This is a genomic window from Halomonas getboli (assembly GCF_023094245.1).
In the GTDB taxonomy this organism is placed as follows: domain Bacteria; phylum Pseudomonadota; class Gammaproteobacteria; order Pseudomonadales; family Halomonadaceae; genus Halomonas; species Halomonas getboli.
Genome location: NZ_JALMEW010000007.1, coordinates 162,160 through 187,727, shown reverse-complemented (window position 1 = coordinate 187,727; position 25,568 = coordinate 162,160). Strand labels below are relative to the sequence as shown.

Sequence of the window (25,568 nt, the reverse complement as noted above, 5' to 3'; positions counted from 1 at the left end):
GACAGGCTAGCCCGCCCTACCATATGTTCAAGAACATATAGTGGCCGCGTGTCACCCTGCCGTCCTGCCTTCAAGGAGACTCTCCCTATGCCCTGGAGCGATAACCATAAAGCCAGAACCCGCCGCCGCATCCTCGATGCGGCGGCCATCCTGTTTACCCGGCATGGATTCGCCGGCGCCAGCATCGATGACGTGATGCGTCAGGCCGGCCTGACCCGCGGCGCCTTCTACGCCCACTTCACTGCCAAGGAGGCGCTCTACGCCGAGGCGCTTCACCATGCCGCCCAGGCCAATGTTCCACGCCTGGAGGAAGCGAGCGCCAGGGAGCGCGTGCTGGGCTACCTGAGCGACGCGCATCGAGCCGGGGAGGAGATCAACTGTCCGCTGGCCTGCCTCGTCAGCGACGTGACCCGGCAGGAGACGCGGGTACGCGAGACCTACACGCGGCTGTTCCGCAGCTTCGTCGATCGCTGCCAGACGGACGGGGAAGACATGACGGCGCGTCGGCAGGCCATCCATCAGGCCGTGACCATGATCGGCGGGATGGCGATTGCCCGCGCCCTCGAGGACGACGCCCTGGCCGACGAAGTGCTCGAAGCCTGTCGGGCGCTCGCCGGCGTCGCGGAAACCTGACGCCCACAGCGGCTAGCCCCTCTCAGGGCACCCGGCTGGCGCCGACCAGGCCCGCGCCCTCGGGCACGGTCGGAGCGTCGACGAGCGGCTCGCGCTCGATCAGCTCGCCCCGCCAGTCGATCAGCCGCAGCGCGCCGTCCGGGGTCTCGAGCAGTGCGGTGCAGTGCTCGACCCAGTCGCCGTCGTTGCAGTAGAGCACGCCGTCCCGGGCGCGGAAGCCGGCCTTGTGGATGTGGCCGCCGACGTAGCCGTCGAGCCCCTCCCGGGCCGCCTGATGCAGGGCGGCCTGCTCGAACTGGGCGACGTAGCGCTGGGCCGCGCCGACCCGGCGCTTGAGCGCGCTGGCCAGCGACCAGTACGGCAGCCCCAGCACGCCCCGGGCGCGGTTGCACCAGCGGTTGAGCGCCAGCACGAACTGGTGCATGCCGTCGCCCAGCGCCAGCATCCAGGGCGCGATGCGCACGTGGGTGTCGAACTCGTCGCCGTGGCTGACCAACAGCCGCCGGCCGTCGGCGGTGACGTGGATCGCCCGGCGCTCGATCTGCACCCGATGGACGCGCAACCCGCACAGCCGGCGCAGAGCGGCGTCGTGATTGCCGGGGATGTAGATGATCTCGCAGCCGCCGCGGGCCAGCCGCAGCAGCCTGGCCACCAGCCGCTGCTGGGCCGGCGGCAGCACCGCCCGCTTCTGCATGGCGATCAGATCGACGATGTCGCCGACCAGATAGAGCCGCTCCGGCCGTACCCGGCGCAGCAGGCTGGCCAGCAGCTCGGCCTGGCAGTCCCGGGTGCCGAGATGGATGTCGGACACGAAGAGGGTTCGCGCGCGAGGGGGCGTCGACATGGGCATTCTCCTGACGTGACCCGGTCAGGATGCCCGCCGTGCATGACAGTCCCCGGGCGACGAGGTGACGATCCCGTGTCGCTGGAAGCTGGAAGCTGGAAGCTGGAAGCTGGAAGCTGGAAGCTGGAAGCTGGAAGCTGGAAGCTGGAAGCTGGAAGCTGGAAGCTGGAAGCTGGAAGCTGGAAGCTGGAAGCTGGAAGCTGGAAGACAGCGTAAGGAGCACCGCCCCCATGGCAAGCACATGGGGGCGGTTTTTCTTCCCTCTTCCAGGCGCGAAGCGCCGCTCTTGCAGCTTGAGCCCGCGAGGCGCGGCGTTCTTCCGGCTCCGGGCAAAGCCCGACCTAGTAGCGGTAGCCGTCAGGCTTGAACGGGCCGTCGGGCGCGAGGCCGGTGTACTCGGCCTGGGCCTCGCTCAGGCGGGTGACCACGCCGCCGAAGCCTTCCACCATGTAGCGGGCCACTTCCTCATCCAGGTGGCGCGGCAGCACCGAGACGGTGAGCGCCGCGCGCCGTTCGGCCTCGTCGCGCTCGGCGAAGCGCCCCTCATAGAGATGGATCTGCGCCAGCACCTGGTTGGCGAAGGAGCCGTCCATCACCCGCGACGGGTGGCCGGTGGCATTGCCGAGGTTCACCAGCCGCCCCTCGGAGAGCAGGATCAGGTAGTCGCGGCTGCCCGGATCGAAGTCGCCGGGGTCGCTGTCGCGGTAGACCTTGTGCACCTGCGGCTTGATCTCCTCCCAGTGCCACTGGCGGCGCATGTAGGCGGTGTCGATCTCGCTGTCGAAGTGGCCGATGTTGCACACCACCGCGCCGGGCTTGAGGGCCTTGAGCATGGCCGCGTCGCAGGCGTCGATGTTGCCGGTCGCGGTCACCACCAGGTCGATGCGCGACAGCAGCGCGCGGTCGATGCTCGGCATGCCGGCGTTGACGCCGCACGAGTAGGGCGAGACCACCTCGAAGCCGTCCATGCAGGCCTGCATGGCGCACAGCGGATCGATCTCGCTGACCTTCACGATCATGCCTTCCTGGCGAAGCGAGGCCGCCGAGCCCTTGCCCACGTCGCCGTAGCCGACCACCAGCGCCTGCTTGCCGGCCAGCAGGTGGTCGGTGGCGCGCTTGATGGCATCGCTCAGCGAGTGTCGGCAGCCGTACTTGTTATCGTTCTTCGATTTGGTCACCGCGTCGTTGACGTTGATCGCCGGCACCCGCAGCGAGCCGTCCCGGGCCATCTCCAGCAGCCGGTGCACGCCGGTGGTGGTCTCCTCGCTGATGCCGTGGACGGCGTCGAGCAGCTCGGGGCGCTTGTCGTGCAGCAGCGCGGTGAGATCGCCGCCGTCGTCGAGCACCAGGTTGGGCGCCCAGCCGTCGGGGCCCTCCACGGTCTGCTCGATGCACCACCAGAACTCCTCTTCCGTCTCGCCCTTCCAGGCAAACACCGGGATGCCGGCGGCGGCGATGGCCGCGGCGGCGTGATCCTGAGTGGAGAAGATGTTGCACGACGACCAGCGCACCGTGGCGCCGAGATCGATCAGGGTCTCGATCAGCACCGCGGTCTGGATGGTCATGTGGATGCAGCCGGCGATGCGCGCCCCGGCCAGGGGCTGGCGGTCGCGGTACTTGTCGCGGATCGCCATCAGCGCCGGCATCTCGGTCTCGGCGATGCGGATCTCGCGCCGGCCCCAGTCGGCCAGGTCGATGTCGGCCACCTTGTGGTCCGTGGTCGGCGGGGCGGATACGGCGGGCTGGTTCATGGGTCACCTCTTCTCGACGAAAAGCGTGCCCTTCACTATAGGCAGCCCGCCGAGCGGCGGACAATCAACGCTGCGCGGGAAGGCGACTCGCGGCGCCCGAGAAACCGTCGATGCCGGCCGCCTCGAGCCGGACGGCCAGCGCTCGCACCTCGGGATGGGTGAAGAAGGCCATGAGCGCCTCGGCCCGCACCGGCCCCACGCCGGGTAGATCGCGCCAGTCGCTGTCACGTCGAGACACCAAGGTCGTCCAGTTCGTGGTTGGCCCGGCGTCCCAGCCCGGCGGCGGCCCCAGGGCCTCGCCCCAGGCGGCGAACGGCCGCGACCGTGATGCCGCGAAGCGCTCGGCCAGCCGCCGGGCGCGGACCTCACCGATGCCGTCGGCGCGTTCGAACTCGGCCGGCGACAGCGCCAGCCCATCCAGCAGCCCTTTGACGAGGCCCGCCTCGACCAGCGCCCGCCAGGTGCCCGGCCCGAGCCCCGGAATGGCCAGCGCCGAATCGCCGGAAAGCCAGGCCAGCCGCTCGAGGAACTGATCCTCGCAGCCCGGCGTGGGGTGCCAGCAGCTCAGCGGGCCGTAGGCGTCTTCGGAGGGCGCCGCGACCGCCGGCCGCTCGACGGCGCGCCAGGCCACGCCGTCCAGCCGCGGAATCGTCAGCCCGGCCAGGGCCACGATCACGCGATCGCCGGGGCGGATATCGAGCGTTTCCCAGCGTTCGAGCGAGCCGGTGGACACCCGGCTCACGGTACGGTCGTCGAGGGTCACCGGCACCAGATGCAGCAGCGGCGTAATGCGCCCGGTGCGGCCGACGCGGAACTCGACGCCGCGCACCTCGGCCAGCGCCTCCCGGGGTGGATATTTCCAGGCCGCGGCCCAGCCGGGCGGCTCGGCTCGCCAGCGCTCGCCGTCCGGCCGCCGGCCCTGCTTCAGCACCACGCCGTCGGTGGCAAAGGGCAGCGCGCCGCGGTACCAGCGCTCGCGCAGGCGGCTGACCTCGTCGAACCCCGCCACGCGGCGACTCCAGCGCGCCGTCTCGGAGAAGCCCATGGCGGCGAGGCCCGCCAGGCGCTCATTCATGGCCGCCGGTCCGTCGGGCCAGGCCCAGACGAACAGGCCGATCTCGCCGGCCGGAACCTCATCGAGCCCTGCCCTCGCCAGCCAGCCCGCCACCTCGCTGCGCGCGCCCGCGCTACCCGCCGCCGCCTGGACGTGGCCCTCGAGGCGGCGATACAGCTCGCCCTGCAGCACCACGCGCTCGGGCGGAGCGCCCGTCAGCCGCTCGGGCACCGCGGGCAGCCGGCGTATCTTCCGCGTCCAGTCCTGGCCGCTGTCGCCGTCGCCGCGGCTGATCGCCCGGACCAGCCGGCCACCCTCGTAGACCAGCGTCACCGCCAGGCCGTCCACCTTGGGCTGCAGCCAGACGCCATCGCGCCGCGCCAGCCAGGCACGCACGGCGTCTTCGTCCGCGAGCTTGGCGAGCCCGGTCTGGGCGACGGGATGTCGCGCCTCGCCGGGCGGGCCGGTCGAGGGCGGCGGCGCATCAGCGGCCAGTTCGGGAAAGCAGCGGCGCCAGGCGTCGAGACGTTCGCGGGCCTGGTCATAGACGGCGTCGGAGACCGGCGAGACGCCGCCGCGGCGATAGGCGTCGTTCCAGGCGCTCAGGCGTTCATGCAGGGCGGTGAGCTCGCGCTCGGCGCGAGGAGCCGGCCAGTTAGGGCAGTCGGCGGCCAGCAGCGGGCCGGCGAACAGCCAGACCAGCAGGGCGAGATAACGAGACATGGCGATACCGTCATGAGGGCCTGTCTCGAGCCTACGCAAAGGCCCCGCCCGGCAGTGCCGGACGGGGCCCTCTTCTGTCGTACGACATCAGCGACGCACGAGACCAGCGACGCCTGCGACGAGCGCCACGCGCTTACAGGCCGGCGGCGTCGCGCAGCGCCTGGGCGCGGTCCGTCTTCTCCCAGGGGAAGGCGGTGAAGGTCTCGGTGTGCTCCTCGCCCTGGGTGTCGGTCCAGGTGTAGGAGGTCTCGAACGGCTCACGGCCGAAGTGACCGTAGGCCGCGGTCAGGCGATACATCGGGTGCAGCAGGTCGAGCATCCTGGTGATGGCGTTGGGCCGCAGGTCGAAGTGCTCGCGGACCAGCTCGATGATGCGCTCGTCGCTGATGCGGCCGGTGCCGAAGGTGTTGACCGACACCGAGGTCGGCTCGGCCACGCCGATGGCGTAGGAGACCTGGATCTCGCAGCGCTCGGCCAGGCCGGCGGCGACGATGTTCTTGGCCACGTAGCGGCCGGCATAGGCGGCGCTGCGGTCGACCTTGGACGGGTCCTTGCCGGAGAAGGCACCGCCGCCGTGGCGGGCCATGCCGCCGTAGGTGTCGACGATGATCTTGCGCCCGGTCAGGCCGCAGTCGCCCACCGGGCCGCCGATCACGAACTTGCCGGTCGGATTGATGTGGTACTCAGTGGTCTCGGTCAGCCACTCGGCGGGAATCACCTGCTCGATGATCTCGCGCTTGACCATCTTGCGCAGGTCGTCCTGGTCGATCTCCGGGTCGTGCTGGGTGGAGAGCACCACGGCGTCGACGGCGCAGGGCTTGCCGTGCTCGTCGTAGCGGAAGGTCAGCTGGCTCTTGGCGTCCGGGCGCAGCCACGGCAGCATGCCGTTGCGGCGCAGCTCGGCCTGGCGCTCCACCAGACGGTGCGAGTAGTGGATCGGCGCCGGCATGTAGGAGTCGGTCTCGTCGGTGGCGTAGCCGAACATCAGGCCCTGGTCGCCGGCGCCCTGGTCCTCGGGCTTGCTGCGGTCGACGCCCTGGGCGATGTCGACGCTCTGCTTGCCGATCAGGTTGAGCACGCCACAGGTCTCGCCGTCGAAGCCGACGTCGGAGGAGGTGTAGCCGATGTCGAGGATCACCCGGCGCACCAGGTCCTCCAGGTCGACCCAGGCCGAGGTGGTGATCTCGCCGGCGACGATGGCCACGCCGGTCTTGACCATGGTCTCGCAGGCCACGCGGGCGTTGCGGTCGCGGGCGATGATGGCGTCGAGCACCGCGTCGGAGATCTGATCCGCGATCTTGTCCGGGTGCCCCTCGGAGACGGATTCGGAGGTAAACAGGGAGTATTCGCTCATGGCGTCCTCGGCCCTCAGGAAATGGGAGGAAGGCATCTGGCCCCAAGGCTCGGGCGGTGGCGTGGCGCCGAGGCCCGGGCGGACCGGCTGGGGGCGGATTTTACACGCTCGCCGCGAGGCTTCCTAGCGCCGGCCCGACGCCTGGCCCGCCAGACGCGCCCGCCGGCGCGGCGATTTGAAGGCCGCGACCCATTCGGCGACAATAAGCGCCCTGATTCGCGCGTGCCGCGCCTTTTCGCGGTACATCGCAGCCGACATCGAGCCCGGCCTTCCCCGGCCGAGCCGCGTCATTGCTACTATCTGCCGCAGGCGAGGAGCTGACCCCCATGCCGTCCCGTTTCGAACTGGCCAATGCCATTCGCGCCCTGTCCATGGACGCCGTCCAGAAGGCCAATTCCGGCCACCCCGGCGCCCCCATGGGCATGGCCGACATCGCCGAGGTGCTGTGGAACGACTATCTGCAGCACAACCCGGCCGACCCGCACTGGCCGGACCGCGACCGCTTCGTGCTGTCCAACGGCCACGGCTCCATGCTGCTCTATTCCCTGCTGCACCTCTCCGGCTACGAGCTCGGCCTGGAGCAGCTGCAGAACTTCCGCCAGCTGCACTCGAAGACCGCCGGCCACCCGGAATACGGCTACGCGCCGGGCGTCGAGACCACCACCGGCCCGCTGGGTCAGGGCCTGGCTAACGCCGTGGGCATGGCGCTCGCCGAGCGCACCCTGGCGGCCCAGTTCAACCGCCCGGGCCACGAGATCGTCGACCACTACACCTACTGCTTCCTGGGTGACGGCTGCCTGATGGAAGGCGTCTCCCACGAGGTCAGCTCGCTGGCCGGCACCCAGCAGCTGGGCAAGCTGATCGCCTTCTACGATGACAACGGCATCTCCATCGACGGCGAAGTCGAGGGCTGGTTCACCGACGACACCGCCAAACGCTTCGAGGCCTACGGCTGGCACGTGGTGCCCGCCGTCGACGGCCATAAGCCCGAGGAGATCAAGGCCGCCATCGAGCTGGCCCGCCAGCACGACGACAAGCCGAGCCTGATCATCTGCAAGACCATCATCGGCTTCGGCGCGCCCAACAAGCAGGGCAAGGAAGAGTGCCACGGCGCCGCGCTGGGCGAGGACGAGGTCGCCGCGGCCCGTCAGCAGCTGGGCTGGCCCCACGCGCCCTTCCACGTGCCGGAAGACATCTACCAGGGCTGGGATGCCCACGAGGCCGGCGCCAGCCGCCAGGCCGAGTGGCAGGCCCGCTTCGAGCGCTACGCCGAGGCCCACCCGGCGCTGGCCCGCGAGTTCCTGCGCCGCCAGAAGGGCGAGCTGCCCGCCGAGCTGACCAGCGAGGCGATGATCAAGCAGGCCCAGGAAAAGGGCGACTCCGTCGCCAGCCGCAAGGCCTCGCTGGCATGCCTCAACGAGCTCGGCCCGCAGCTGCCCGAGCTGCTCGGCGGCAGCGCCGACCTGGCGCCGTCCAACCTGACCTTCTGGAAGGGCGCCGAGGCGATCTCTTCCGAGGTGCCGGGCGGCAACTACCTGCACTACGGCGTCCGCGAGTTCGGCATGGGCGCGATCATGAACGGCCTGGCCCTGCACGGCGGCTTCGTGCCCTACGGCGCCACCTTCCTGATCTTCATGGAATACATGCGCAACGCCGTGCGCATGGCGGCACTGATGGGCCAGCGCGCGGCCTACGTCTTCACCCACGACTCCATCGGCCTGGGCGAGGACGGCCCGACCCACCAGCCGGTCGAGCAGCTGACCAGCCTGCGCACCACGCCGAACCTCTCCACCTGGCGCCCCTGCGACGCCGTGGAGACCGCCGCGGCCTGGAACGCGGCCATCAAGCGTCAGGCCGGCCCGACCGCGCTGGTGCTGTCTCGCCAGGGCCTGCCGCACCAGCAGCGCGACACCCAGCAGCTGGCCGACATCCGGCGTGGCGGCTACGTGCTGAAGGACTGCGAGGGCACGCCTGAGCTGATCCTGATCGCCACCGGCTCCGAAGTCGGCCTGGCCATGGACGCCGCCGCCGTGCTCGCCGAGCAGGGCCGCGCGGTGCGCGTGGTGTCGATGCCGTCCACCGACGTCTTCGACGCCCAGGACGCCGCCTACCGCCAGGCCGTGCTGCCGGCGGAAGTGGGCAACCGCATCGCCGTCGAGGCCGGTCATCGCGACTTCTGGTACAAGTACGTGGGTCTCGAGGGCCGTATCGTCGGCATGAGCACCTTCGGCGAGTCCGCCCCGGCCGGCGACCTGTTCAAGCACTTCGGCTTCACCGTGGAGAACGTGGTGGGCGAGGCCGAGCAGCTGCTGGACGATGCCGACGACGACTGATCGGGACACGATCTGCGACATCGGGAGGGTGCGGCCGAGGCCGCACCCTTTTTTGTGCGGACGACGCCTTGGCGCGCCCCGGGCGAGCCCCTATGATGAGCCTCGGCCATGGCGTCTTTGCCATTTCCCATGGCCACTGTTCTCAGGGCGGGGTGAAAGTCCCCACCGGCGGTGATGGTCCCGCGCGCCTCGTTCGATACGAGCCCGCCGGCGACACGAGCCCGCGAGCGCCCGGCCCGGCCGTCACGGCCGCCGGGGTCAGCAGATTCGGTGAGATCCCGAAGCCGACGGTCACAGTCCGGATGAAAGAGAACGGCACCCCAGCCGGGAAGGCGCGGATGCGCGGCCGATGCCGCACGCCTCGTCCCTCCGTCGACGGTTCCGCATGCCCTGATTCTGGTAGCTTTTTCGAGGAAGACCATGAATCAGTCGAAGTTCGAACACGCCCCCCGCATCGCCTTCATCCAGGCCAGCTGGCACGACGACATCGTCGGCCAGGCTCGCGAGGCCTTCACCACCGCTCTCGCCGAGCAGCACGGCATCGAGGCCGACCGCATCGACGTCGTCAGCGTCGCCGGCGCCTACGAGATCCCGCTGCAGGCCAAGCTGCTGGCCAGGAGCGGCCGCTACGATGCCATCGTAGGCGCCGGCTTCGTGGTCGACGGCGGTATCTACCGCCACGACTTCGTCGCCCAGGCGGTGATCGACGGCCTGATGCGCGTCCAGCTGGACACCGAGGTGCCGGTACTCTCGGTGGTGCTGACTCCGCACCACTTCCACGAACACGCCACCCACACGGCCTTCTTCCACGAGCACTTCGTGACCAAGGGCCGCGAGGCCGCCGACGCCTGCGCCATGACGCTTGCCAACCTGCACGAGGCGCGCAAGCTGATCGACGCCTGAGGCGTTTCCGGGGCCTGCCCCGGCGAGGCAGCAACGAGAAAGGCACGGCTTGCGCCGTGCCTTTTTATGTCTTGCGTCGTGCCTGCTGCGCGTCGGAGCCCCGGATCAGGCCAGGGTGATGCCCTCGTCCAGGTAGACGTCCTGGATGGCGTGGAGCAGTTCGACGCCCTCGGCCATCGACTTCTGGAACGCCTTGCGGCCGGAGATCAGCCCCATGCCGCCGGCGCGCTTGTTGATCACCGCGGTGCGCACCGCCTGGGCCAGGTCGCTCTCGCCGCCCGAGGCGCCGCCGGAGTTGATCAGCCCGGCACGCCCCATGTAGCTGCTGGCCACCTGATAGCGGGCCAGGTCGATGGGATGCTCCGAGGTCAGCTCGTCGTAGACCTTGCCGTGGGTGTGGCCGAAGCCGATATCGCGGTAGCCGGCGTTGGTCTCGGCCATCTTCTGCTTGACGATATCGGCCTTGAGCGTCGCCGCCAGGTGGATGGCCTGACCGGTGAGGTCGGCGGCGGTGTGGTAGTCGTGCCCCTGGTGCTTGAAGGCCGGGTTGCGCAGGTAGGCCCACAGCACCGTGACCATGCCCAGCTGGTGGGCACGCTCGAAGGCCTCGCTGATCTCGGTGATCTGGCGGCGGCTCTCCGGCGAGCCGAAGTAGATGGTCGCGCCGACCGCCGCACAGCCCATCTCGAAGGCCTGCTCGACCTGGGCGAACAGCGTCTGGTCGTAGACCGCCGGATAGGTCAACGTCTCGTTGTGGTTGAGCTTGAGCAGCATCGGAATCTTGTGCGCGTACTGCCGCGCCACCGAGGACAACCCGCCCAGGGTCGAGGCCACCGCGTTGCAGCCGCCCTCGATGGCCAGCTCGACGATGTTGGCCGGATCGAAGTACAGCGGGTTGGGCGCGAAGGACGCCCCGGCGGAGTGCTCGATGCCCTGGTCCACCGGCAGGATGCTCAGGTAGCCGGTGCCGCCGAGTCGGCCGTGATCGAACAGCGCCTGCATGTTGCGCAGCACGTGGGGCTGGCGGTCGCTGTGGGCCATCACCCGATCGACGTAGTCCGGACCCGGCGCGTGGATCGACGCGGCCGGAATGCCCTGGCACCGGTGGGTCAACAGGCTCTCCGTTTCACTGCCGAGCAACTGCGCTATATCGGTCATCGCACCCTCTCTCCTTGATGATTGACGGACGGTACCCCTAGCCTAGAGCAAGCGGCGGCCGGCGACAGCCCACCGAGGCGACGAAAGCGGCGCCGTCTTGTCCACCCCGAATCCGACTTGTCGGCGCCTCCCGCCAGCGACCGTCTCCGGGCGCCCACAGAGCGCGGCAGGCGACGGCGAACGGATTTCTCCCCGCCGCTCTGGCATGATGACGCCTGGGAGAACAACGGTCAGGAGGACGAGGTGATCGCAGTGCTGCGCGGGTTTCTGTGGCTCACGGGGGTGTGGCTGGCCGGCGAGACGCTGGTGGTGCTGCTCGACCTGCCGGTCTCGGCGGGGGTGGTGGGCATGCTCCTGATGACTGGCCTGCTGATGCTGCGCATCGGCCGGCTCGATGACATCGCCGCCGCCGGCCAGCCGCTGATCGGCCTGCTGGCGATGCTGATCATGCCCGGCGTGGTGGGCGTGTTCTTCATCGCCGACGACTTCGCCGGCCAATGGCTGGCCGTCGCGGTGGCGCTGGTGATCGGCACGCTCGCCAGCGTGCTGACCACCCTGCTGCTGATGCGCCGCTGCATGCCTGCCGAGCCCGCGGCGGACGCGCCGCAGGAGTCCCTGACATGAGCGACGCCCTGATCGCGCTGCGCGAGGCGCTGCTGGCCACCCCGCTGTCGTCCACCGCCCTGACGCTGGCCGCCTATCTCGCCGCCCTGTGGGCCGTCGAGCGCCTGGGGCGCCCCAGCTGGTGCCCGGCGGTGCTGCTGGCCGCGCTGCTGGTCGCCGCCATCCTGTGGGGGCTGTCCATCGATTTCGCCGACTATCGGCGCGGCGCGGACTGGCTGATGCTGCTGCTCGGCCCGGCCACGGTGGCGCTAGGCGTGCCGCTCTACCAGCAGCTTCATCACATCCGCGCGCTGTGGAAGCCGCTGGCGCTGAGCCTGCCTCCGGCGGCGGCACTGGCCTCCTGCTACTCGCTGGCGCTAGCCTGGGCGCTGGGCGCCAGCCCCGAGGTGCTGGCCTCGCTGGCACCCAAGTCGGTGACCGCACCGATCGCGCTCGGCATCGTCGAGGAGCTCGGCGGCTCGGTGCCGCTGCTGATGGGCGGGCTGCTGATTACCGGCGTGATGGCGACCCTGGCGGTCCGCCTGCTGGGCCCGGCGCTGGGCATTCGCGACCACCGGATCCTCGGCTTCGCCCTGGGCGTCAACGGCCACGCCGTCGGCACCGTGCGCGCCTTCGAGATGAGCCCCTCCGCCGGCGCCTTCGCCTCGCTGGGCATGAGCCTGACCGGCATCCTCACCGCCCTGTGCCTGCCGCTGGCCTGGCGGCTGCTGGGCCTCTAGAGGCGCCCCGAGCGCCCCGACCGGCGACGGCGATCGCGAAATAGGCTAGAATCGCCGCCTCTCGCCCACCGGACTCGGGAGCCTCGGACAGGCCATGGCCCTACGCATCGCCATCAACGGATACGGCCGCATCGGCCAGTGCGTGCTGCGCGCGCTCGTCGAGCGTGGCATGCCGGAACTGGAAATCGTGGCCATCAACGAGCTGTCCGGGCTCGACACCATCGCCTACCTGACCCGCTTCGACACTACCCACGGCCGCTTCCCCGGCCGCGTGGAAGTCGACGGCGAGCATCTGGTGATCGACGGCCGCGCCATCCGGGTGCTGTCCGAGGCCGACCCGGCCGCCCTGCCCTGGGCCGAGCTCGGCGTCGACCTGGTGCTGGAATGCTCCGGCAGCTTCAAGGACCGCGCCACCGCCGAGGCCCACCTGGCCGCCGGCGCCGGCCGGCTGCTGTTCTCCCAGCCGGCCGAGAACGACGTCGACGCCACCATCGTCAGCGGCATCAACGACGCCGACCTGACGCCCGCATGCCGGGTGATCTCCGCCGCCTCCTGCACCACCAACTGCCTGGTGCCGGTGCTGACGGTGCTCGACGAGGCGCTCGGCCTCGATCACGGCGTCACCACCACCATTCACTCGGCGATGAATGACCAGCCGGTGATCGACGCCTATCACCAGACCGACCTGCGCCTGACGCGTTCGGCGATGCACTCCATCGTGCCGGTGGACACCGGCCTGGCGCGCGGCATCAACCGCCTGATGCCGCACCTGGCCGATCGCTTCGAGTGCCTGCACGTGCGCGTGCCGACCATCAACGTCTCGGCCATGGATCTGGCGCTCTCGGTGCGCACCGAGACCGACGCCGAGACGGTCAACGCCCTGCTGCGCGAGGCCAGCGCCGGTCGGCTCGCCGGGCTGCTCGGCTACACCGAGACGCCCATGGCCTCGGTCGACTTCAACCACGATCCGCGCTCCGGTATCGTGGACGCCACCCAGACCCGGGTGGCCGGCGGCCGCCTGATCAAGATGCTGTGCTGGTTCGACAACGAGTGGGGCTTCGCCAATCGCATGCTCGACGTCGCCGGCCGCATCGCCCGACTCGGCCCGGTGCCGCCCTCCCACGCCTGAGCCCCCTTCGGCTTCCCCAGACGAGGAATCTGCTTCCATGAACGTGCGCAAGATGACCGACCTCGACCTCGACGGTAAGCGAGTGCTGATCCGCGAGGACCTGAACGTGCCCGTCAAGAACGGCCAGGTGACCAGCGACGCCCGCCTGCGGGCCGCCCTGCCGACCATCCAGGCGGCCATCGAGGCCGGTGCCAAGGTGATGCTGATGAGCCACCTGGGCCGTCCCACCGAGGGCGAGCCAGCCGAGGAGTTCTCCCTGGCGCCGGTGGCCGAGCATCTCGCCGGCCTGCTCGGGCGCCCAGTGCGCCTGGTCGAGGACTATCTGGACACGGCCCCCGCCTTCGAGGCCGGCGAGGTCGTGCTGCTCGAGAACGTGCGCTTCAACAAGGGCGAGAAGAAGGACGACGAGGCGCTGGCCAAGGCCTACGCCGCGCTGTGCGACGTCTACGTGATGGATGCCTTCGGCACCGCCCACCGTGCCCAGGCCTCGACCCATGGCGTGGCGCGCTTCGCCCCCGACGCCTGCGCCGGCCCGCTGCTGGCCCGCGAGCTCGAGGCGCTGGAGAAAGCGCTGGCCACGCCCAAGCGCCCGATGACCGCCATCGTCGGCGGCTCCAAGGTCTCCACAAAGCTCGAGGTGCTCAACGCGCTGTCCGAGAAGTGCGACCGCATCATCGTCGGCGGCGGCATCGCCAACACCTTCATCGCCGCGGCCGGCTACAACGTCGGCAAGTCGCTGCACGAGGCCGACCTGGTCGACGCCGCCAAGGCGCTGATGGACAAGGTCGAGATCCCGCTGCCCTCCGACGTGGTGGTGGCCACCGAGTTCTCCGACGCCGCCACCGCGGTGACCAAGCCGGTCGACCAGGTGAATGACGACGAGATGATCCTCGACATCGGCCCGGACACCGCCGCCAGGCTCGGCGAGCAGCTCAAGGCCGCGGGCACCATCCTGTGGAACGGCCCGGTCGGCGTGTTCGAGATCGACCAGTTCGGCCACGGCACCGAGGCGCTGTCCTACGCCATCGCCGAGAGCGACGGCTTCTCCATCGCCGGCGGCGGCGACACCCTGGCGGCCATCGACAAGTACGGCATCGCCGATCGGGTCTCCTACATCTCCACCGGCGGCGGCGCCTTCCTCGAGTACGTCGAGGGCAAGGTGCTGCCGGCGGTCGCGGCCCTCGAAGCCGCCGCTAAATAACCGATCAATACTGCGACGCAGGCGGCGCGGCGCGCCGCCTCACACAACAAAGGGTGACTTCATGGCACTGATCAGCATGCGCCAGATGCTGGACCACGCCGCCGAGCACGGCTACGGCATCCCGGCGTTCAACGTCAACAACCTCGAGCAGATGCGCGCCATCATGGAAGCCGCCGACGAGACCGACTCCCCGGTCATCGTCCAGGCCTCCGCCGGCGCCCGCAAGTACGCCGGTGCGCCCTTCCTGCGCCACCTGATCCTGGCCGCCGTCGAGGAATTCCCGCACATCCCGGTGGTCATGCACCAGGACCACGGCACCAGCCCCGCGGTGTGCCAGCGCTCCATTCAGCTGGGCTTCTCCTCGGTGATGATGGACGGCTCGCTGGGCACCGACGGCAAGACCCCGACCGACTACGCCTACAACGTCGACGTCACCCGTCGCACCGTCGAGATGGCCCACGCCTGCGGCGTCTCCGTCGAGGGCGAGCTGGGCTGCCTGGGTAGCCTGGAAACCGGCATGGCCGGCGAGGAAGACGGCGTCGGCGCCGAGGGCAAGCTCGACCACGACCAGCTGCTCACCGACCCGGAAGAAGCCGCCGAGTTCGTCAAGGCCACCCACGTCGACGCCCTGGCGATCGCCATCGGCACCAGCCACGGCGCCTACAAGTTCACCCAGCCGCCCACCGGCGACACCCTTTCCATCCAGCGCATCAAGGAGATCCACGCCCGCATCCCGGAGACCCATCTGGTGATGCACGGCTCCTCCTCCGTGCCGCAGGAATGGCTCGAGGTGATCAACGAGTTCGGCGGCGCCATCCCCGAGACCTACGGCGTGCCGGTCGAGGAGATCGTCGAGGGCATCAAGCACGGCGTGCGCAAGGTCAACATCGACACCGACCTGCGCCTGGCCTCCACCGGCGCGGTGCGCCGCTTCCTGGCCGAGAACCCGGCCGAGTTCGACCCGCGCAAGTTCCTCAAGGTCAGCACCGCGGCCATGAAGGAGGTCTGCAAGGCCCGCTACGAGGCCTTCGGCACCGCCGGCCAGGCGAGCAAGATCAAGCCGATCAACCTGGAAGAGATGTTCCTGCGCTACGAGCGCGGCGAACTGGCCCCGCGCGTCAAGTAAGCGTCCCCGCCCCGCCGGCCCCCGTGCCGGCGGGCATCATGCGAGCCCCGCCATGCACAATCTGTGGATTCCCGTGGTCGCCATCCTGCTCGTCGGCGGCCTGATCTTCGGCGGCCAGTGGATGGCCGACAACGATCGCAACGACCAGATCGCCGCCCGTATCGCCGAGCGCCTCGACGCTCAGGATGACGTCGAGATCGAGCGCCTGCTCGAGGTGAACAAGGGCTACGGCCTGTGCGGCGACGCCGTGCGCGCCGACCGCCCCGCCCTGCCGTTCTACTACAACACCGTCACCGAGCAGCTGGCCCTGGGCGCCGACGCCCCGGCCTATCGCGAGAACTGCGGCCGCCACGCGCGCTGACGGACCGGCCCACGGTTTGAGCGGCGGCTCATTCGCCTGCTAATCTCGCCGCTCTGCCCTCGCCCGGAGCCGCCATGCCCGCCGCCTTTCGCCCCGCCCCGCGCCATCTCGCCAGTCTGATCGCCATCCTCGCGGTGGCCGCCTTCCTGCTGATCTTGCCTACGGCCGCACCGATGACCCGGGCGGCCAGCGTGATCGTGCTGTCGATCGCCCTGTGGGCGACGGGCTGGCTGCCCCAGTGGCTGACGGCGCTGGTGTTCTTCACCCTGTGCACGGTCGCCGGCGTGGCGGAGGCCGAGACGATCTTCGCCGGCTTCGCCTCGGCGGCCACCTGGCTGGTGTTCTCGGGCCTGGTGATCGGCGCGGCGATCCAGCACACCGGGCTCGGCACGCAGGTCGCCCGGCGCGTCGGAGCCCGGCTCACCGGCTCCTATCCCGGGGCGGTGGCGGGCGTGATCGCGCTGGGGGTGGCGATGGCCTTCGTCATGCCTTCCGGCATGGGGCGCATCGTGCTGATGGTGCCGATCCTTTCGACCCTGGCCGACCAGCTCGGCTACGACGAGGGGCGCCCGGGCCGCACCGGGCTGATCCTCGGCGGCATGATGGGCACCTTCCTGCCCACCTACGCCATCCTGCCGGCCAACGTGCCCAACAACGTGCTGATGGGCGCCAGCGAGGCGGTGCTCGGGGCGCCGCCCACCTACAGCGCTTACCTGTGGCTGCATTTCCCGGTGCTGGGGCTGCTCAAGACCCTGATCCTGATCGCCGTGATCCTACGGCTCTATCCGGACCGCGCGCCCGTGGCGACGATGCGGGATGCCGCCGCCCCGCCCCTGGCCCGGCCGGCGCGCAGCCTGGCCGTACTGCTGATCCTGGCGGTGGCACTGTGGGGCAGCGACGCCTGGCACGGCATCTCGCCGGCCTGGATAGGCCTCGCGGCGGCGCTGGTGTGCCTGTTCCCCGGCAGCGGCCTGATGCCCGACCGGCCGCTGTCGTCGCTGAACATGGAGTCGCTGTTCTATGTCGCCGGCATCGTCAGCCTGGGCGCGCTGGCCTACCACAGCGGGCTGGGCGAACGGGTCGCCCATGTGCTGCTGGCCGCGCTGCCCCTGAACGGCGCCGGCGACGCCACGACCTTCGGCCTGCTCGGCGGACTGGCGATGGCGCTCGGCACCTTCCTGACGCTACCCGGCGTGCCCGCGGTGCTGACGCCGCTGTCCCCCGAGATCGCCGCCATCACCGGCTGGTCGCCGGAGGCGGTGACCATGACCCAGGTGGTGGGCTTCTCGACCATCCTGCTGCCCTACCAGGCGCCACCGCTGGTGGTCGGACTGCTGGCGGCGCGGCTGCCGCTCAGCAGCGGGGCCCGGGTGTGCCTGATCATGGCCGTGCTCAGCCTGGCGCTGCTGTGGCCGCTGGACTACCTGTGGTGGCAGCTGCTGGGGCGGATCTGAGCGCCGGCCTCATCCGGCTCAGAAATAGCGCGCCCGGAAGTGCCACTCCCCGGGAGCGATGTCGTTGCGGATCGCCGCCACGACATCGGGATCAAGAGCGGGGTCGTCCGGGGCGTAGAGGCCGCAGTGCGAAAGCGCCTGGCGCGGGCTGACCGTGTCGGCGATGCGCTCGTAGACCACCCTCACGCCGCAGGGCATGCGCTCGCTGCTGTCGGCCACGCCCAGCTTGAGGCCGGTGAGCCGGGCCACGTGACTCTTGAAGCTGGGGAAGAGGATGGTCTGGGTGATCTCGTGGCCGTTGAGCGACTCGTGATCGGCCAGGAACAGGCGGTCGGTCAGCATCAGCGCCACGCCGCGGTAGCGGTTGTGCCAGACGCGCCCGCCGGCGCGGGGCGGCATGCGCTCGGTGCGCTGGTAGAGCACGTCCTCGCCGCGCCGCTCGAGGCACACCAGGGTGCACAGCACCTGGCCGGGCCGCGACATCGCCATGTAGTACTCGTGGTAGCAGCCGAGATAGCGCGATAGTCCCTGGCGCCCCTGTTCGAGCAGCGCGGCGGGCAGCCCGAGCGACGTCGCGCGCTCGACGGGGTCGCCGTCCCGGGCCGGACGCAGCCGCACCAGCGCGCGGAACTCGTCGTGAGGCAGCAGGATCTCGTGGACCTCGACGCCGAAGAAGTCGCAGATGCGGCGCATGGTGTTGCTGGCGGGCTTGTAGCGGCCGCTGAGATAGCGGTTGAACTGGGCCCGGTTGATGTCGAGCCGGCGGCAGACCTCGGCGATGGAGCGGTAATAGCTGCACAGCAGCCGCAGGTTGGCCGCGAAGTCATCATGCATGTCGTGGAGATTCCTCGGGCAGTCGCCCTGAAATGGTGCACCCTGGTGCACTGGATGCGGCGCATGGTGCGCCAGGCTGCACCATAGCGTCAAATCACAGCGCGCCTCCGTCCTGCTTAAATCCCTCGCACCGCGAATAACGCCAATATGGAGACTATCGGATGTTGGATTTCCTCAATGACCTGCTATGGGGCAAGGTCCTGATCGTGCTGCTGATCGCCGTGGGCATCGGCTTCACCGTCGCCTCACGCTTCGTGCAGTTCCGCTATTTCGGCCGCATGTTCCGCATCCTCGGCGCCAGCCAGGCCTTCAAGCGCGACAAGCACGGCCACCTGAGCTCTTTCCAGGCGCTGGTGCTGTCGGTGGCCGGCCGGGTCGGCGGCGGCAACATCGCCGGCGTCGCCGTGGCCATCACCCTGGGCGGCCCGGGCGCGATCTTCTGGATGTGGGTCGTCGGCCTGATGGGCATGGCCACCAGCTTCCTCGAGTGCACCCTGGCGCAGACCTACAAGAGCGCCGAGGGCGATGGCACCTACCGCGGCGGCCCGGCCTATTATATCTCCCGCGGCCTCGGCCGGCGCTGGAACTGGCTGGCCGGCGTCTACTCGGCGCTGCTGCTGGTGACCTTCGGCTTCGCCTTCACCGCGCTGCAGTCCTACTCCGTGGCCACCTCCTTCGGCGACGCCTTCGGCGTGCCGGTGCTCTACAGCGGCCTCGGCCTGGCGCTGCTGGTCGGCCTGATCATCTTCGGCGGTATCAAGCGCATCGCCCGCATCTCCGAATTCCTGGTGCCGATCATGGCCGGCGGCTACATCCTGATCGCGCTGGTGGTGCTGGCCCTGAACGTCACCCAGATCCCCGACGTGATCACGCTGATCGTGAAGAGCGCCTTCGGCCTCGAGCCGGCCATCGGCGGCGGCATCGGCGCGGCCATCATGATGGGCCTCAAGCGCGGCCTGTTCTCCAACGAGGCCGGCCTCGGCAGCGCCCCCAACGTGGCCGCCGTGGCCTACGTGCCGCACCCCGCCAACCAGGGCATCGTGCAGGCCTTCTCGGTCTTCATCGACACCGTCATCATCTGCTCCGCCACCGCCTTCGTGATCCTGCTCAGCGGCGCCTATGATCCGGCCTCCGGCGTCGACGTGGCGGGCATCGCCCTGACCCAGGAGGCGCTGGCCGACCACGTCGGCGAGTGGGGGCGCACCTTCGTCAGCATCGCGCTGCTGCTGTTCGCCTTCAGCACCATCCTCTACAACTACTACCTCGGCGAGAACAGCCTGAACTTCTTCAGCCGCAGCAATCAGGGCCTGTTCAACGCCTTCCGCGTGGCCATCGTGCTGCTGGTCTGCTGGGGCGCCACCACCGACCTCGGCACCGTGTTCGGCTTCGCCGACGTGACCATGGGGCTGCTGGCGGTGGCCAACCTGATCGCCCTGATCATGCTGTTCAAGCCGGGCCTGCGCATCCTGCGCGACTTCGACGACCAGATGCGCAGCGGCATCGAACAGCCGGTCTTCAACGCCAAGGACCATCCGGAGCTGGACCTGGATCCCAAGTCCTGGGAGCTCGAGCCCGAGGACCTGGAGCGCGCCCACCAGGCGCTGGGCAACGCCCAGGCCGCCAACCGGCGCTGATGCCTCCCACGGCCCCGCTCATGCGGGGCCGTTTGCATTTCGCCCCTCGCCCCTCGCCCCTCGCCCCTCGCCCCTCGCCCCTCGCCCCTCAATTGTGCAACCAATGCTGAATAGAAAAACACTGTTCACAAAGTCGCGAAAATGGTCTTAAACTAAAGGCGAACGCTGCCGATGTGACACAATAGCGTTAAAGCCGAATGACACGCCCGCGAGGTTACCGGTGATGGCCCGCCCACTCTGCCTACTCTTCGATTGCGACGGCACCCTGGTCGACAGCGAGCCCCTGCTCGCCGCCGAGATGGAGGCCAGCCTGACCGCCGCGGGACTCCCCTTCCAGGCCAGCGACTACGTCGGAGAGTTCCGCGGCGCACGCTTCCGCCATATCGTCGCCGAGCTGGAGCGACGCCACGGCGCCGTCGATCCGGACCATCTCGACGTGCTGGAGCGCGACATGCGCGCCAACCTCAACCGCCGCCTGGCCACCGACCTGACGCCGATCACCGGCGCCACCGAAGCGCTGGCCGCCCTGACCGGCCACCCCATGGGCGTGGTCTCCAACGGACCGGTCAACAAGATCCGCACCTCGCTGCTCGCCACCAATCTCGAAGCGGTGTTCGGCGAGCACCTGTTCAGCGCCTACGAGGCCCAGTGCTGGAAGCCCGATCCCTGCCTGTATCGTCACGCCGCGGCCCTGCTGGGCTATACCCCCGAGGACTGCGTGGCCATCGACGATGCGCTGGTCGGCGTCCAGGCGGCGCTGAACGCCGGCATGACGGTCATTCACCTCAACCGCTTCCCGGACGCCGAGGAAACCCCGGAAGGCGCCATCATGATCACCAGCATGTTCCAGCTGCCCACCGTGATCGCCCGCCTGGAGCACGACCGCCAGCGCTCGCTGTCGCACGCCTGAGCCCCCTGCCCACCATGGTCTAACGCCGCCTGGCTTGCCATATCGCTCGGCTTGACACGAGAATGGGAACGTTCCCATTTTTCGTGACGCCCTCCATGACCGCTACCACACGCCGAGGCTCTGCCACTCTGCTGGAAGTCGCCCGCGACGCCGGCGTCTCCAAGACCAGCGTCTCGCGCTATTTCGGCGATGAGCGCAGCCGGCTGTCGACCGCCATGCAGCAGCGCATCGCCGCCAGCGCCGAGCGGCTCGGCTACCGGCCCAACCGCATCGCCCGCGGCCTCAAGGGCGGTCAGTCGGGGCTGATCGGCATGCTGGTCGCCGACATCCGCAACCCCTTCTCGGTGGCGGTGATGCACGGGGTCGAGCAGGCCTGCCGCGCCCACGGCTTCTCGCTGATGGTCTGCAACACCGACAACGATGCCGACCAGGCGCGCGAGCACCTGGCGCTGCTGGCGTCGTACCGCGTCGAAGGCCTGGTGCTCAACGTCGCCGGGCACCCCGGCGAGGCGCTCGCGGCCCTGGCCGAGCGGAACGCCCCGCTGGTGCTGCTAGATCGCGCGCTGGACGATCTCGCGGCGGACATGGTCGGCCTCGACAACGACCAGGCCATCGACGCGGCCCTGGACCACCTGCGGAGGCAGGGCTATGGCGAACTGCTCTACGTCAGTGAGCCGCCGGAGCGCGCCAGCTCGCGTCAGCAGCGCCTGGAACGCTTCCGCGAGCGCCTCGATGCCGACGGCCTACAGGGCGAGACCTGCTGCCTGGCATTGGATGATGCCCCGGCGCTGGAGCGAGCCATCGCCGGCTTCCTCGACCGCCCATCGCACGCCCCCAAGGCCGTGCTGTGCGCCAACGGCAACGTCACCCTGGCGGTGACCCGGGTGCTGCAGGCCCGCGGCGACACCCTCGGCACCACCGGCCTGATGGGCATCGACGAGCTCGACTGGTGCGGAATGGTCGGCCCCGGCATCACCACCCTCGCCCAGCCCACCGAGGCGATCGGCCGGGCCGCCATGGACAGCCTGCTGGAGCGCCAGGCCGATGCTCGGCGCCCGCCCCGCCAGGTCCGCTTCTCGCCGACCCTGATTCCCCGCGGCTCGACCCGCCGCTGATCCCATCGCCCCGTCGAGCGACGGCCTGTGCGCTCGAATGGTAACGTTCCCATTACACTTCAGGAGAGTTCGCCGATGACCACGTCCTCCCCCAGCCCCGAGATTCTCGCCTTCGGCGAGGCCATGACCCTGTTCGTCGCCGACGCCGCCGGCGAGCTGGCCGACGTCGAGACCTTCGGCCGCCGCATCGCCGGCGCCGACACCAACGTCGCCATCGGCCTGGCGCGGCTGGGCTTCGGCGTCGGCTGGCTGAGCCGGGTCGGCGACGACGCCTTCGGCCGCTACATCCGCCGCACCCTGGAGGCCGAGGGGCTGGACTGCCGACACCTGGCCCGCGACCCGGAGGCCGCCACCGGACTGATCTTCAAGGAGCGCGCCGAAGGCGGCGCCGACCCGCACGTCGAGTATTTCCGCCGCGGCAGCGCCGCCAGCCGGCTGTCGCCGGAGGATGCCCGGGCGGTGGACTTCACCGCCGCCCGACATCTGCATGCCACCGGCATCCCTCCGGCCCTCTCGGCGAGCTGCCGCGAGCTGTCCTGGCACATGCTCGATCAGGCCCGCCGGGCCGGCGCCAGCATCTCCTTCGACCCCAACCTGCGCCCGTCGCTGTGGGCCAGCGAGGCCGAGATGCGCGACACCCTCAACGCCATGGCCGGCCAGGCCGACTGGGTGCTGCCCGGGCTGGCCGAGGGCCGCCGACTGACCGGCCTGGACACGCCCCACGACATCGCCGGCTTCTATCTCGACCGCGGCGCCCGGGCGGTGATCATCAAGCTGGGGCCTGAAGGCAGCTACTACCGTGGTACGCTCGGAGGGCACGAAGCGAGCCTCGAGGTGCCCGGCGTGGCGGTGGCCAACGTCGTCGACACCGTGGGCGCCGGCGACGGCTTCGCGGTCGGAACGATCAGCGCCCTGCTCGATGGTCTCTCAGCACATGAGGCGCTGCAGCGCGGCAACCTGATCGGCGCCCTCGCCGTGCAGGTCCGGGGTGATATGGAAGGGCTGCCCTGCCGTGAACGCCTCACCGAACTCGAAGCCCGGCCGACCATGCCGGAATAAGGAGATTCCCATGCAGAAGCGTATCGTCGTCTATCGCCCCCTCCCCGAGGACCTGCTCGCCGAGTTGAAACGCGACTTCCACGTCGAAGACTTCGGCCATCTGGATGACCTCGACGATCCGGCCTTCCGCGCCGCCCTGAGCGAGGCCCACGGGCTGCTCGGCGCCGGCCAGAAGATCACCGCCGAGATCCTGGATGCCGCCCCGCAGCTGGAGACGATCTCCAGCGTCTCGGTGGGGGTAGACGCCTATCCGGTCGAGGAGCTGACGCGGCGCGACATCCAGCTGTGCCACACCCCGGACGTGCTCACCGAGACCACCGCCGACACCGGCTTCCTGCTGATCATGGCCACGGCGCGCCGCGCCATGGAGCTGGCCGACCTCATCCGCCGCGGCGACTGGCAGGCCAGCATCGGCGAGGCCCACTACGGCAGCGACGTGCACGGCAAGACCCTGGGCATGGTCGGCATGGGGCGCATCGGCGCCGCCATCGCCAGGCGCGGCGCCCTGGGCTTCGGCATGCGCATTCTCTATTCCAACGCCTCGCCGAAGCCGGCGCTCGAGGAGGAGCTCGGCGCACGGCGCCGCGAGCTGGACGAGCTACTCGCCGAGGCCGACTTCGTCTGCGTGACCGTGCCGCTGAGCGCCGAGACCGAACGCCTGATCGGCCAGCGCGAGCTCGGGCTGATGCGCGACTCGGCGATCCTGATCAATATCGCCCGCGGCAAGGTGGTCGACGAGACGGCGCTGATCGAGGCGCTGAATGCCGGACGCATCCGCGCCGCCGGGCTCGACGTCTTCGAACGGGAGCCGCTGCCGGCCGACTCGCCGCTGTCCCATATGGCCAACGTGGTGGCGCTGCCGCATATCGGCTCGGCGACCCACGAGACCCGCCACGCCATGGCCCGTCGCGCGGTGGACAATCTGCGCCTGGCGCTGTCCGGCGAACGACCGATCAGCCCGTTCAACGACCCGGCCCGCCTCCCGGCCTGACGCTCACTCCGCTCACGAGGACACCATGCTCCAGCCCCTCTGCCTGCTCTTCGATTCCGACGGCACCCTGGTCGACAGCGAGATCCTGCTGGCCGAGGTGATGGCCGAGATCCTGCCCCGTCACGGCCTGCCCTTCACCGCCCGCCAGTACATGGACGAGTTCCGCGGCGTGCGCTTCCTGTCCATCGTGCAGGCGCTGGAAGCCCGCCACGGCGCCCTCGACGAGGCTCAACGCCGCGTGGTGGAGGACGAGATGCGGGCACGGATGGAGGCGCGGATGCGCGCGGAGCTGGCCGCGATCGACGGCATGCCGGCGGCCCTGGAGGCCCTCGCCGAGCATCCCCTTGCGGTGGTCTCCAACGGCCCGGAACGAAAGATCCGCTGCGCCATGGAGAGCACCGGGCTCGGCCACCACTTCGGCGAGCGACTGTTCAGCGCCTACACCCTGGGCGTGTGGAAACCGGACCCGGCGCTCTATCTCAAGGCCGCCGAGGCCATGGGCCATCCGCCCGAGCGCTGCGTGGTGATCGACGATGCCGCGGTGGGCGTGGCGGCCGGCCTCGCGGCCGGCATGCATGTGGTGCACCTGAACCACTTTCCCGACGAGGAAGGCACGCCCGACGGTGCCATCGCCATCGGCCATGCCTGCGAGCTGCCGGCGGCGATCGCCGCCCTGGCCGCAGAGGTGACGCCGGCTCCCTGAGCCGGCAGTGGGAGGTACCTCGAGGCGTCAGGTCGCGTCGGTGAGTGGCGCGCTCGAGGCGCACTCCGGCTCGGACTGCCCCGGGGTGGGCACCGTCATGCTGAAGAGGCTGCCCGCCAGGGGCCAGCGCTGGCGGGCCTCGTCATCCAGGTGCTGGGTCGCGGTCGTGATATAGAGCGTGCGCAGATCCGCCCCGCCGAAGGCCACCATGGTCGGGTGCAGGCAGGGCAGCTCATGGCTGGCGATCAGCCGACCCTGCGGCGAGAAGCAGACGATGCGCCCGCCGCCGTAGAGCGCGCTCCAGTAGTTGCCGTCGCTGTCGACCGCGGCTCCGTCGGGCACCCCGGGCAGCCCGTGCGCCTCCAGGTCCACCCAGGTCTCGGGCGAGCCCAGGTCGCCGCTCTCGACGTCGAAGGGGTAGCGCTGGATACGCCGCGTCAGCGAATCGGTGTGATAGAGCCAGCGTCGATCAGGGCTGAAGGCCAGACCATTGGCGATGCCGATGCCGGAGCGGCGTGGATGCAGCGCCCCGTTTTCCAGGTGATAGAGCGCCGCCGTCGCCTGCGTCTCGTCGGCGTCGATGGTGCCCACCCAGAAGCGCCCGGAGGCATCGCAGCGGCCGTCGTTGAAGCGATTGCCGCGTGCCTGCCACTCGGGGTTGTCGACCAGCCGCTCGTACCGGCCGTCCAGGGGCAGCGTCAGCCGGTCGATGCCGGAGGCCTTCGCCGCCAGCAGCCCGTCCCGATGCAGGGCGATGCATCCCACCTTCTCGCCCAGCTCCACCACGGTCGGCGCGTCGCCGCTCTGCGGCCGCCAGGCATAGAGGCGGCCGCGATTGATGTCCACCCAGTACAGCGTCTGATGCCGCACCGACCAGAGCGGGCTCTCTCCCAGGCTCATGTCCAGATCGAGCGCGACCCGGATCGTCGATTCCGTCACTGCTTCCTCTCCCGAC

The 25,568-nt window shown here is 69.9% G+C and carries 24 protein-coding genes and 1 riboswitch; of the genes, 17 read left to right on the top strand and 7 right to left on the bottom strand.

Going from position 1 to position 25,568, the window contains the following annotated elements; all coding sequences use genetic code 11:
• Positions 1 to 87 precede the first annotated feature (87 nt).
• Positions 88 to 633 (top strand): TetR/AcrR family transcriptional regulator, encoded by a 546-nt coding sequence (locus MYL53_RS14840; RefSeq protein ID WP_247854721.1) that lies wholly within the window; start codon positions 88 to 90, stop codon positions 631 to 633.
• A 22-nt stretch (positions 634 to 655) separates the two neighbouring features.
• Here MYL53_RS14840 and MYL53_RS14835 read toward each other — a convergent pair whose 3' ends face one another.
• On the bottom strand, positions 656 to 1,477 hold the full coding sequence (locus MYL53_RS14835; RefSeq protein WP_247854720.1) for a UDP-2,3-diacylglucosamine diphosphatase: 822 nt from the start codon (positions 1,475 to 1,477) through the stop codon (positions 656 to 658).
• Between the two features lie 75 nt (positions 1,478 to 1,552).
• Here MYL53_RS14835 and MYL53_RS14830 point away from each other — a divergent pair, with 75 nt between their 5' ends.
• A complete protein-coding gene (locus MYL53_RS14830; protein WP_247854719.1) occupies positions 1,553 to 1,693 on the top strand; it encodes a hypothetical protein in 141 nt (46 codons plus the stop codon).
• 125 nt (positions 1,694 to 1,818) lie between these two features.
• On the opposite strand, the gene ahcY is transcribed toward MYL53_RS14830, so the two are convergent.
• The 3 genes from ahcY to metK all read right to left on the bottom strand — a co-directional run bounded on the left by ahcY (position 1,819) and on the right by metK (position 6,359).
• Positions 1,819 to 3,228, bottom strand: coding sequence for an adenosylhomocysteinase (ahcY, locus tag MYL53_RS14825; RefSeq protein ID WP_247854718.1), 1,410 nt, complete (start codon positions 3,226 to 3,228; stop codon positions 1,819 to 1,821).
• 64 nt (positions 3,229 to 3,292) lie between these two features.
• Positions 3,293 to 5,005 carry an NAD-dependent DNA ligase LigB gene (ligB, locus tag MYL53_RS14820; RefSeq protein ID WP_247854717.1) on the bottom strand — a complete coding sequence of 571 codons (1,713 nt, stop codon included), beginning with the start codon at positions 5,003 to 5,005 and terminating at the stop codon, positions 3,293 to 3,295.
• 133 nt (positions 5,006 to 5,138) lie between these two features.
• Positions 5,139 to 6,359, bottom strand: a complete 1,221-nt coding sequence (gene metK, locus MYL53_RS14815; RefSeq protein WP_046078472.1) for a methionine adenosyltransferase — start codon at positions 6,357 to 6,359, stop codon at positions 5,139 to 5,141.
• A 326-nt stretch (positions 6,360 to 6,685) separates the two neighbouring features.
• On the opposite strand from metK, the gene tkt reads away from it, so the two are divergent.
• Together tkt and MYL53_RS14805 are read left to right on the top strand one after the other, a co-directional pair.
• The gene (tkt, locus tag MYL53_RS14810; RefSeq protein ID WP_247854716.1) at positions 6,686 to 8,692 is read left to right on the top strand and encodes a transketolase; all 2,007 of its coding nucleotides are present in this window, start codon (positions 6,686 to 6,688) and stop codon (positions 8,690 to 8,692) included.
• A gap of 134 nt (positions 8,693 to 8,826) precedes the next feature.
• Positions 8,827 to 9,010, top strand: a riboswitch (FMN riboswitch).
• A gap of 102 nt (positions 9,011 to 9,112) precedes the next feature.
• Entirely contained in the window at positions 9,113 to 9,595 is a 483-nt protein-coding gene (locus MYL53_RS14805) for a 6,7-dimethyl-8-ribityllumazine synthase (protein WP_247854715.1), read from the top strand.
• Positions 9,596 to 9,700: 105 nt separating this feature from the next.
• On the opposite strand, the gene MYL53_RS14800 is transcribed toward MYL53_RS14805, so the two are convergent.
• Positions 9,701 to 10,753 carry a class I fructose-bisphosphate aldolase gene (locus MYL53_RS14800; protein ID WP_247854714.1) on the bottom strand — a complete coding sequence of 351 codons (1,053 nt, stop codon included), beginning with the start codon at positions 10,751 to 10,753 and terminating at the stop codon, positions 9,701 to 9,703.
• 246 nt (positions 10,754 to 10,999) lie between these two features.
• Between MYL53_RS14800 and MYL53_RS14795 the strand changes: the two genes are divergently transcribed.
• The 7 genes from MYL53_RS14795 (at position 11,000) to MYL53_RS14765 (ending at position 17,367) form a co-directional block, all read left to right on the top strand.
• The gene (locus MYL53_RS14795; RefSeq protein WP_247854743.1) at positions 11,000 to 11,377 is read left to right on the top strand and encodes a CidA/LrgA family protein; all 378 of its coding nucleotides are present in this window, start codon (positions 11,000 to 11,002) and stop codon (positions 11,375 to 11,377) included.
• Positions 11,374 to 12,096: an LrgB family protein gene (locus MYL53_RS14790; protein ID WP_247854713.1), complete on the top strand. Its 723-nt coding sequence runs from the start codon at positions 11,374 to 11,376 to the stop codon at positions 12,094 to 12,096. Before MYL53_RS14795 ends, MYL53_RS14790 begins: the two co-directional genes overlap by 4 nt.
• Positions 12,097 to 12,190: 94 nt before the next feature.
• Positions 12,191 to 13,225 carry a type I glyceraldehyde-3-phosphate dehydrogenase gene (locus MYL53_RS14785; protein WP_247854712.1) on the top strand — a complete coding sequence of 345 codons (1,035 nt, stop codon included), beginning with the start codon at positions 12,191 to 12,193 and terminating at the stop codon, positions 13,223 to 13,225.
• Between the two features lie 37 nt (positions 13,226 to 13,262).
• Entirely contained in the window at positions 13,263 to 14,426 is a 1,164-nt protein-coding gene (locus tag MYL53_RS14780; RefSeq protein WP_247854711.1) for a phosphoglycerate kinase, read from the top strand.
• Positions 14,427 to 14,487: 61 nt separating this feature from the next.
• Positions 14,488 to 15,552 carry a class II fructose-bisphosphate aldolase gene (fba, locus tag MYL53_RS14775; protein WP_247854710.1) on the top strand — a complete coding sequence of 355 codons (1,065 nt, stop codon included), beginning with the start codon at positions 14,488 to 14,490 and terminating at the stop codon, positions 15,550 to 15,552.
• A gap of 52 nt (positions 15,553 to 15,604) precedes the next feature.
• Positions 15,605 to 15,913 (top strand): hypothetical protein, encoded by a 309-nt coding sequence (locus tag MYL53_RS14770; protein WP_247854709.1) that lies wholly within the window; start codon positions 15,605 to 15,607, stop codon positions 15,911 to 15,913.
• A gap of 74 nt (positions 15,914 to 15,987) precedes the next feature.
• Positions 15,988 to 17,367, top strand: coding sequence for an SLC13 family permease (locus tag MYL53_RS14765; RefSeq protein WP_247854708.1), 1,380 nt, complete (start codon positions 15,988 to 15,990; stop codon positions 17,365 to 17,367).
• 18 nt (positions 17,368 to 17,385) lie between these two features.
• Here MYL53_RS14765 and MYL53_RS14760 read toward each other — a convergent pair whose 3' ends face one another.
• On the bottom strand, positions 17,386 to 18,201 hold the full coding sequence (locus MYL53_RS14760) for a helix-turn-helix transcriptional regulator (protein ID WP_247854707.1): 816 nt from the start codon (positions 18,199 to 18,201) through the stop codon (positions 17,386 to 17,388).
• A gap of 161 nt (positions 18,202 to 18,362) precedes the next feature.
• On the opposite strand from MYL53_RS14760, the gene MYL53_RS14755 reads away from it, so the two are divergent.
• The 6 genes from MYL53_RS14755 (at position 18,363) to MYL53_RS14730 (ending at position 24,613) form a co-directional block, all read left to right on the top strand.
• A complete protein-coding gene (locus MYL53_RS14755) occupies positions 18,363 to 19,835 on the top strand; it encodes an alanine/glycine:cation symporter family protein (RefSeq protein ID WP_247854706.1) in 1,473 nt (490 codons plus the stop codon).
• A gap of 223 nt (positions 19,836 to 20,058) precedes the next feature.
• Complete coding sequence (locus MYL53_RS14750) at positions 20,059 to 20,745, top strand: HAD family hydrolase (RefSeq protein ID WP_247854705.1); 687 nt, start codon at positions 20,059 to 20,061, stop codon at positions 20,743 to 20,745.
• A 95-nt stretch (positions 20,746 to 20,840) separates the two neighbouring features.
• Entirely contained in the window at positions 20,841 to 21,860 is a 1,020-nt protein-coding gene (locus tag MYL53_RS14745) for a LacI family DNA-binding transcriptional regulator (RefSeq protein ID WP_247854704.1), read from the top strand.
• A gap of 75 nt (positions 21,861 to 21,935) precedes the next feature.
• The gene (locus tag MYL53_RS14740; protein ID WP_247854703.1) at positions 21,936 to 22,919 is read left to right on the top strand and encodes a sugar kinase; all 984 of its coding nucleotides are present in this window, start codon (positions 21,936 to 21,938) and stop codon (positions 22,917 to 22,919) included.
• A gap of 10 nt (positions 22,920 to 22,929) precedes the next feature.
• A complete protein-coding gene (locus MYL53_RS14735) occupies positions 22,930 to 23,910 on the top strand; it encodes a 2-hydroxyacid dehydrogenase (RefSeq protein ID WP_247854702.1) in 981 nt (326 codons plus the stop codon).
• A gap of 25 nt (positions 23,911 to 23,935) precedes the next feature.
• Positions 23,936 to 24,613, top strand: a complete 678-nt coding sequence (locus MYL53_RS14730) for an HAD-IA family hydrolase (RefSeq protein WP_247854701.1) — start codon at positions 23,936 to 23,938, stop codon at positions 24,611 to 24,613.
• Positions 24,614 to 24,640: 27 nt separating this feature from the next.
• Here MYL53_RS14730 and MYL53_RS14725 read toward each other — a convergent pair whose 3' ends face one another.
• The gene (locus tag MYL53_RS14725; protein WP_247854700.1) at positions 24,641 to 25,552 is read right to left on the bottom strand and encodes an SMP-30/gluconolactonase/LRE family protein; all 912 of its coding nucleotides are present in this window, start codon (positions 25,550 to 25,552) and stop codon (positions 24,641 to 24,643) included.
• Positions 25,553 to 25,568 lie beyond the last annotated feature (16 nt).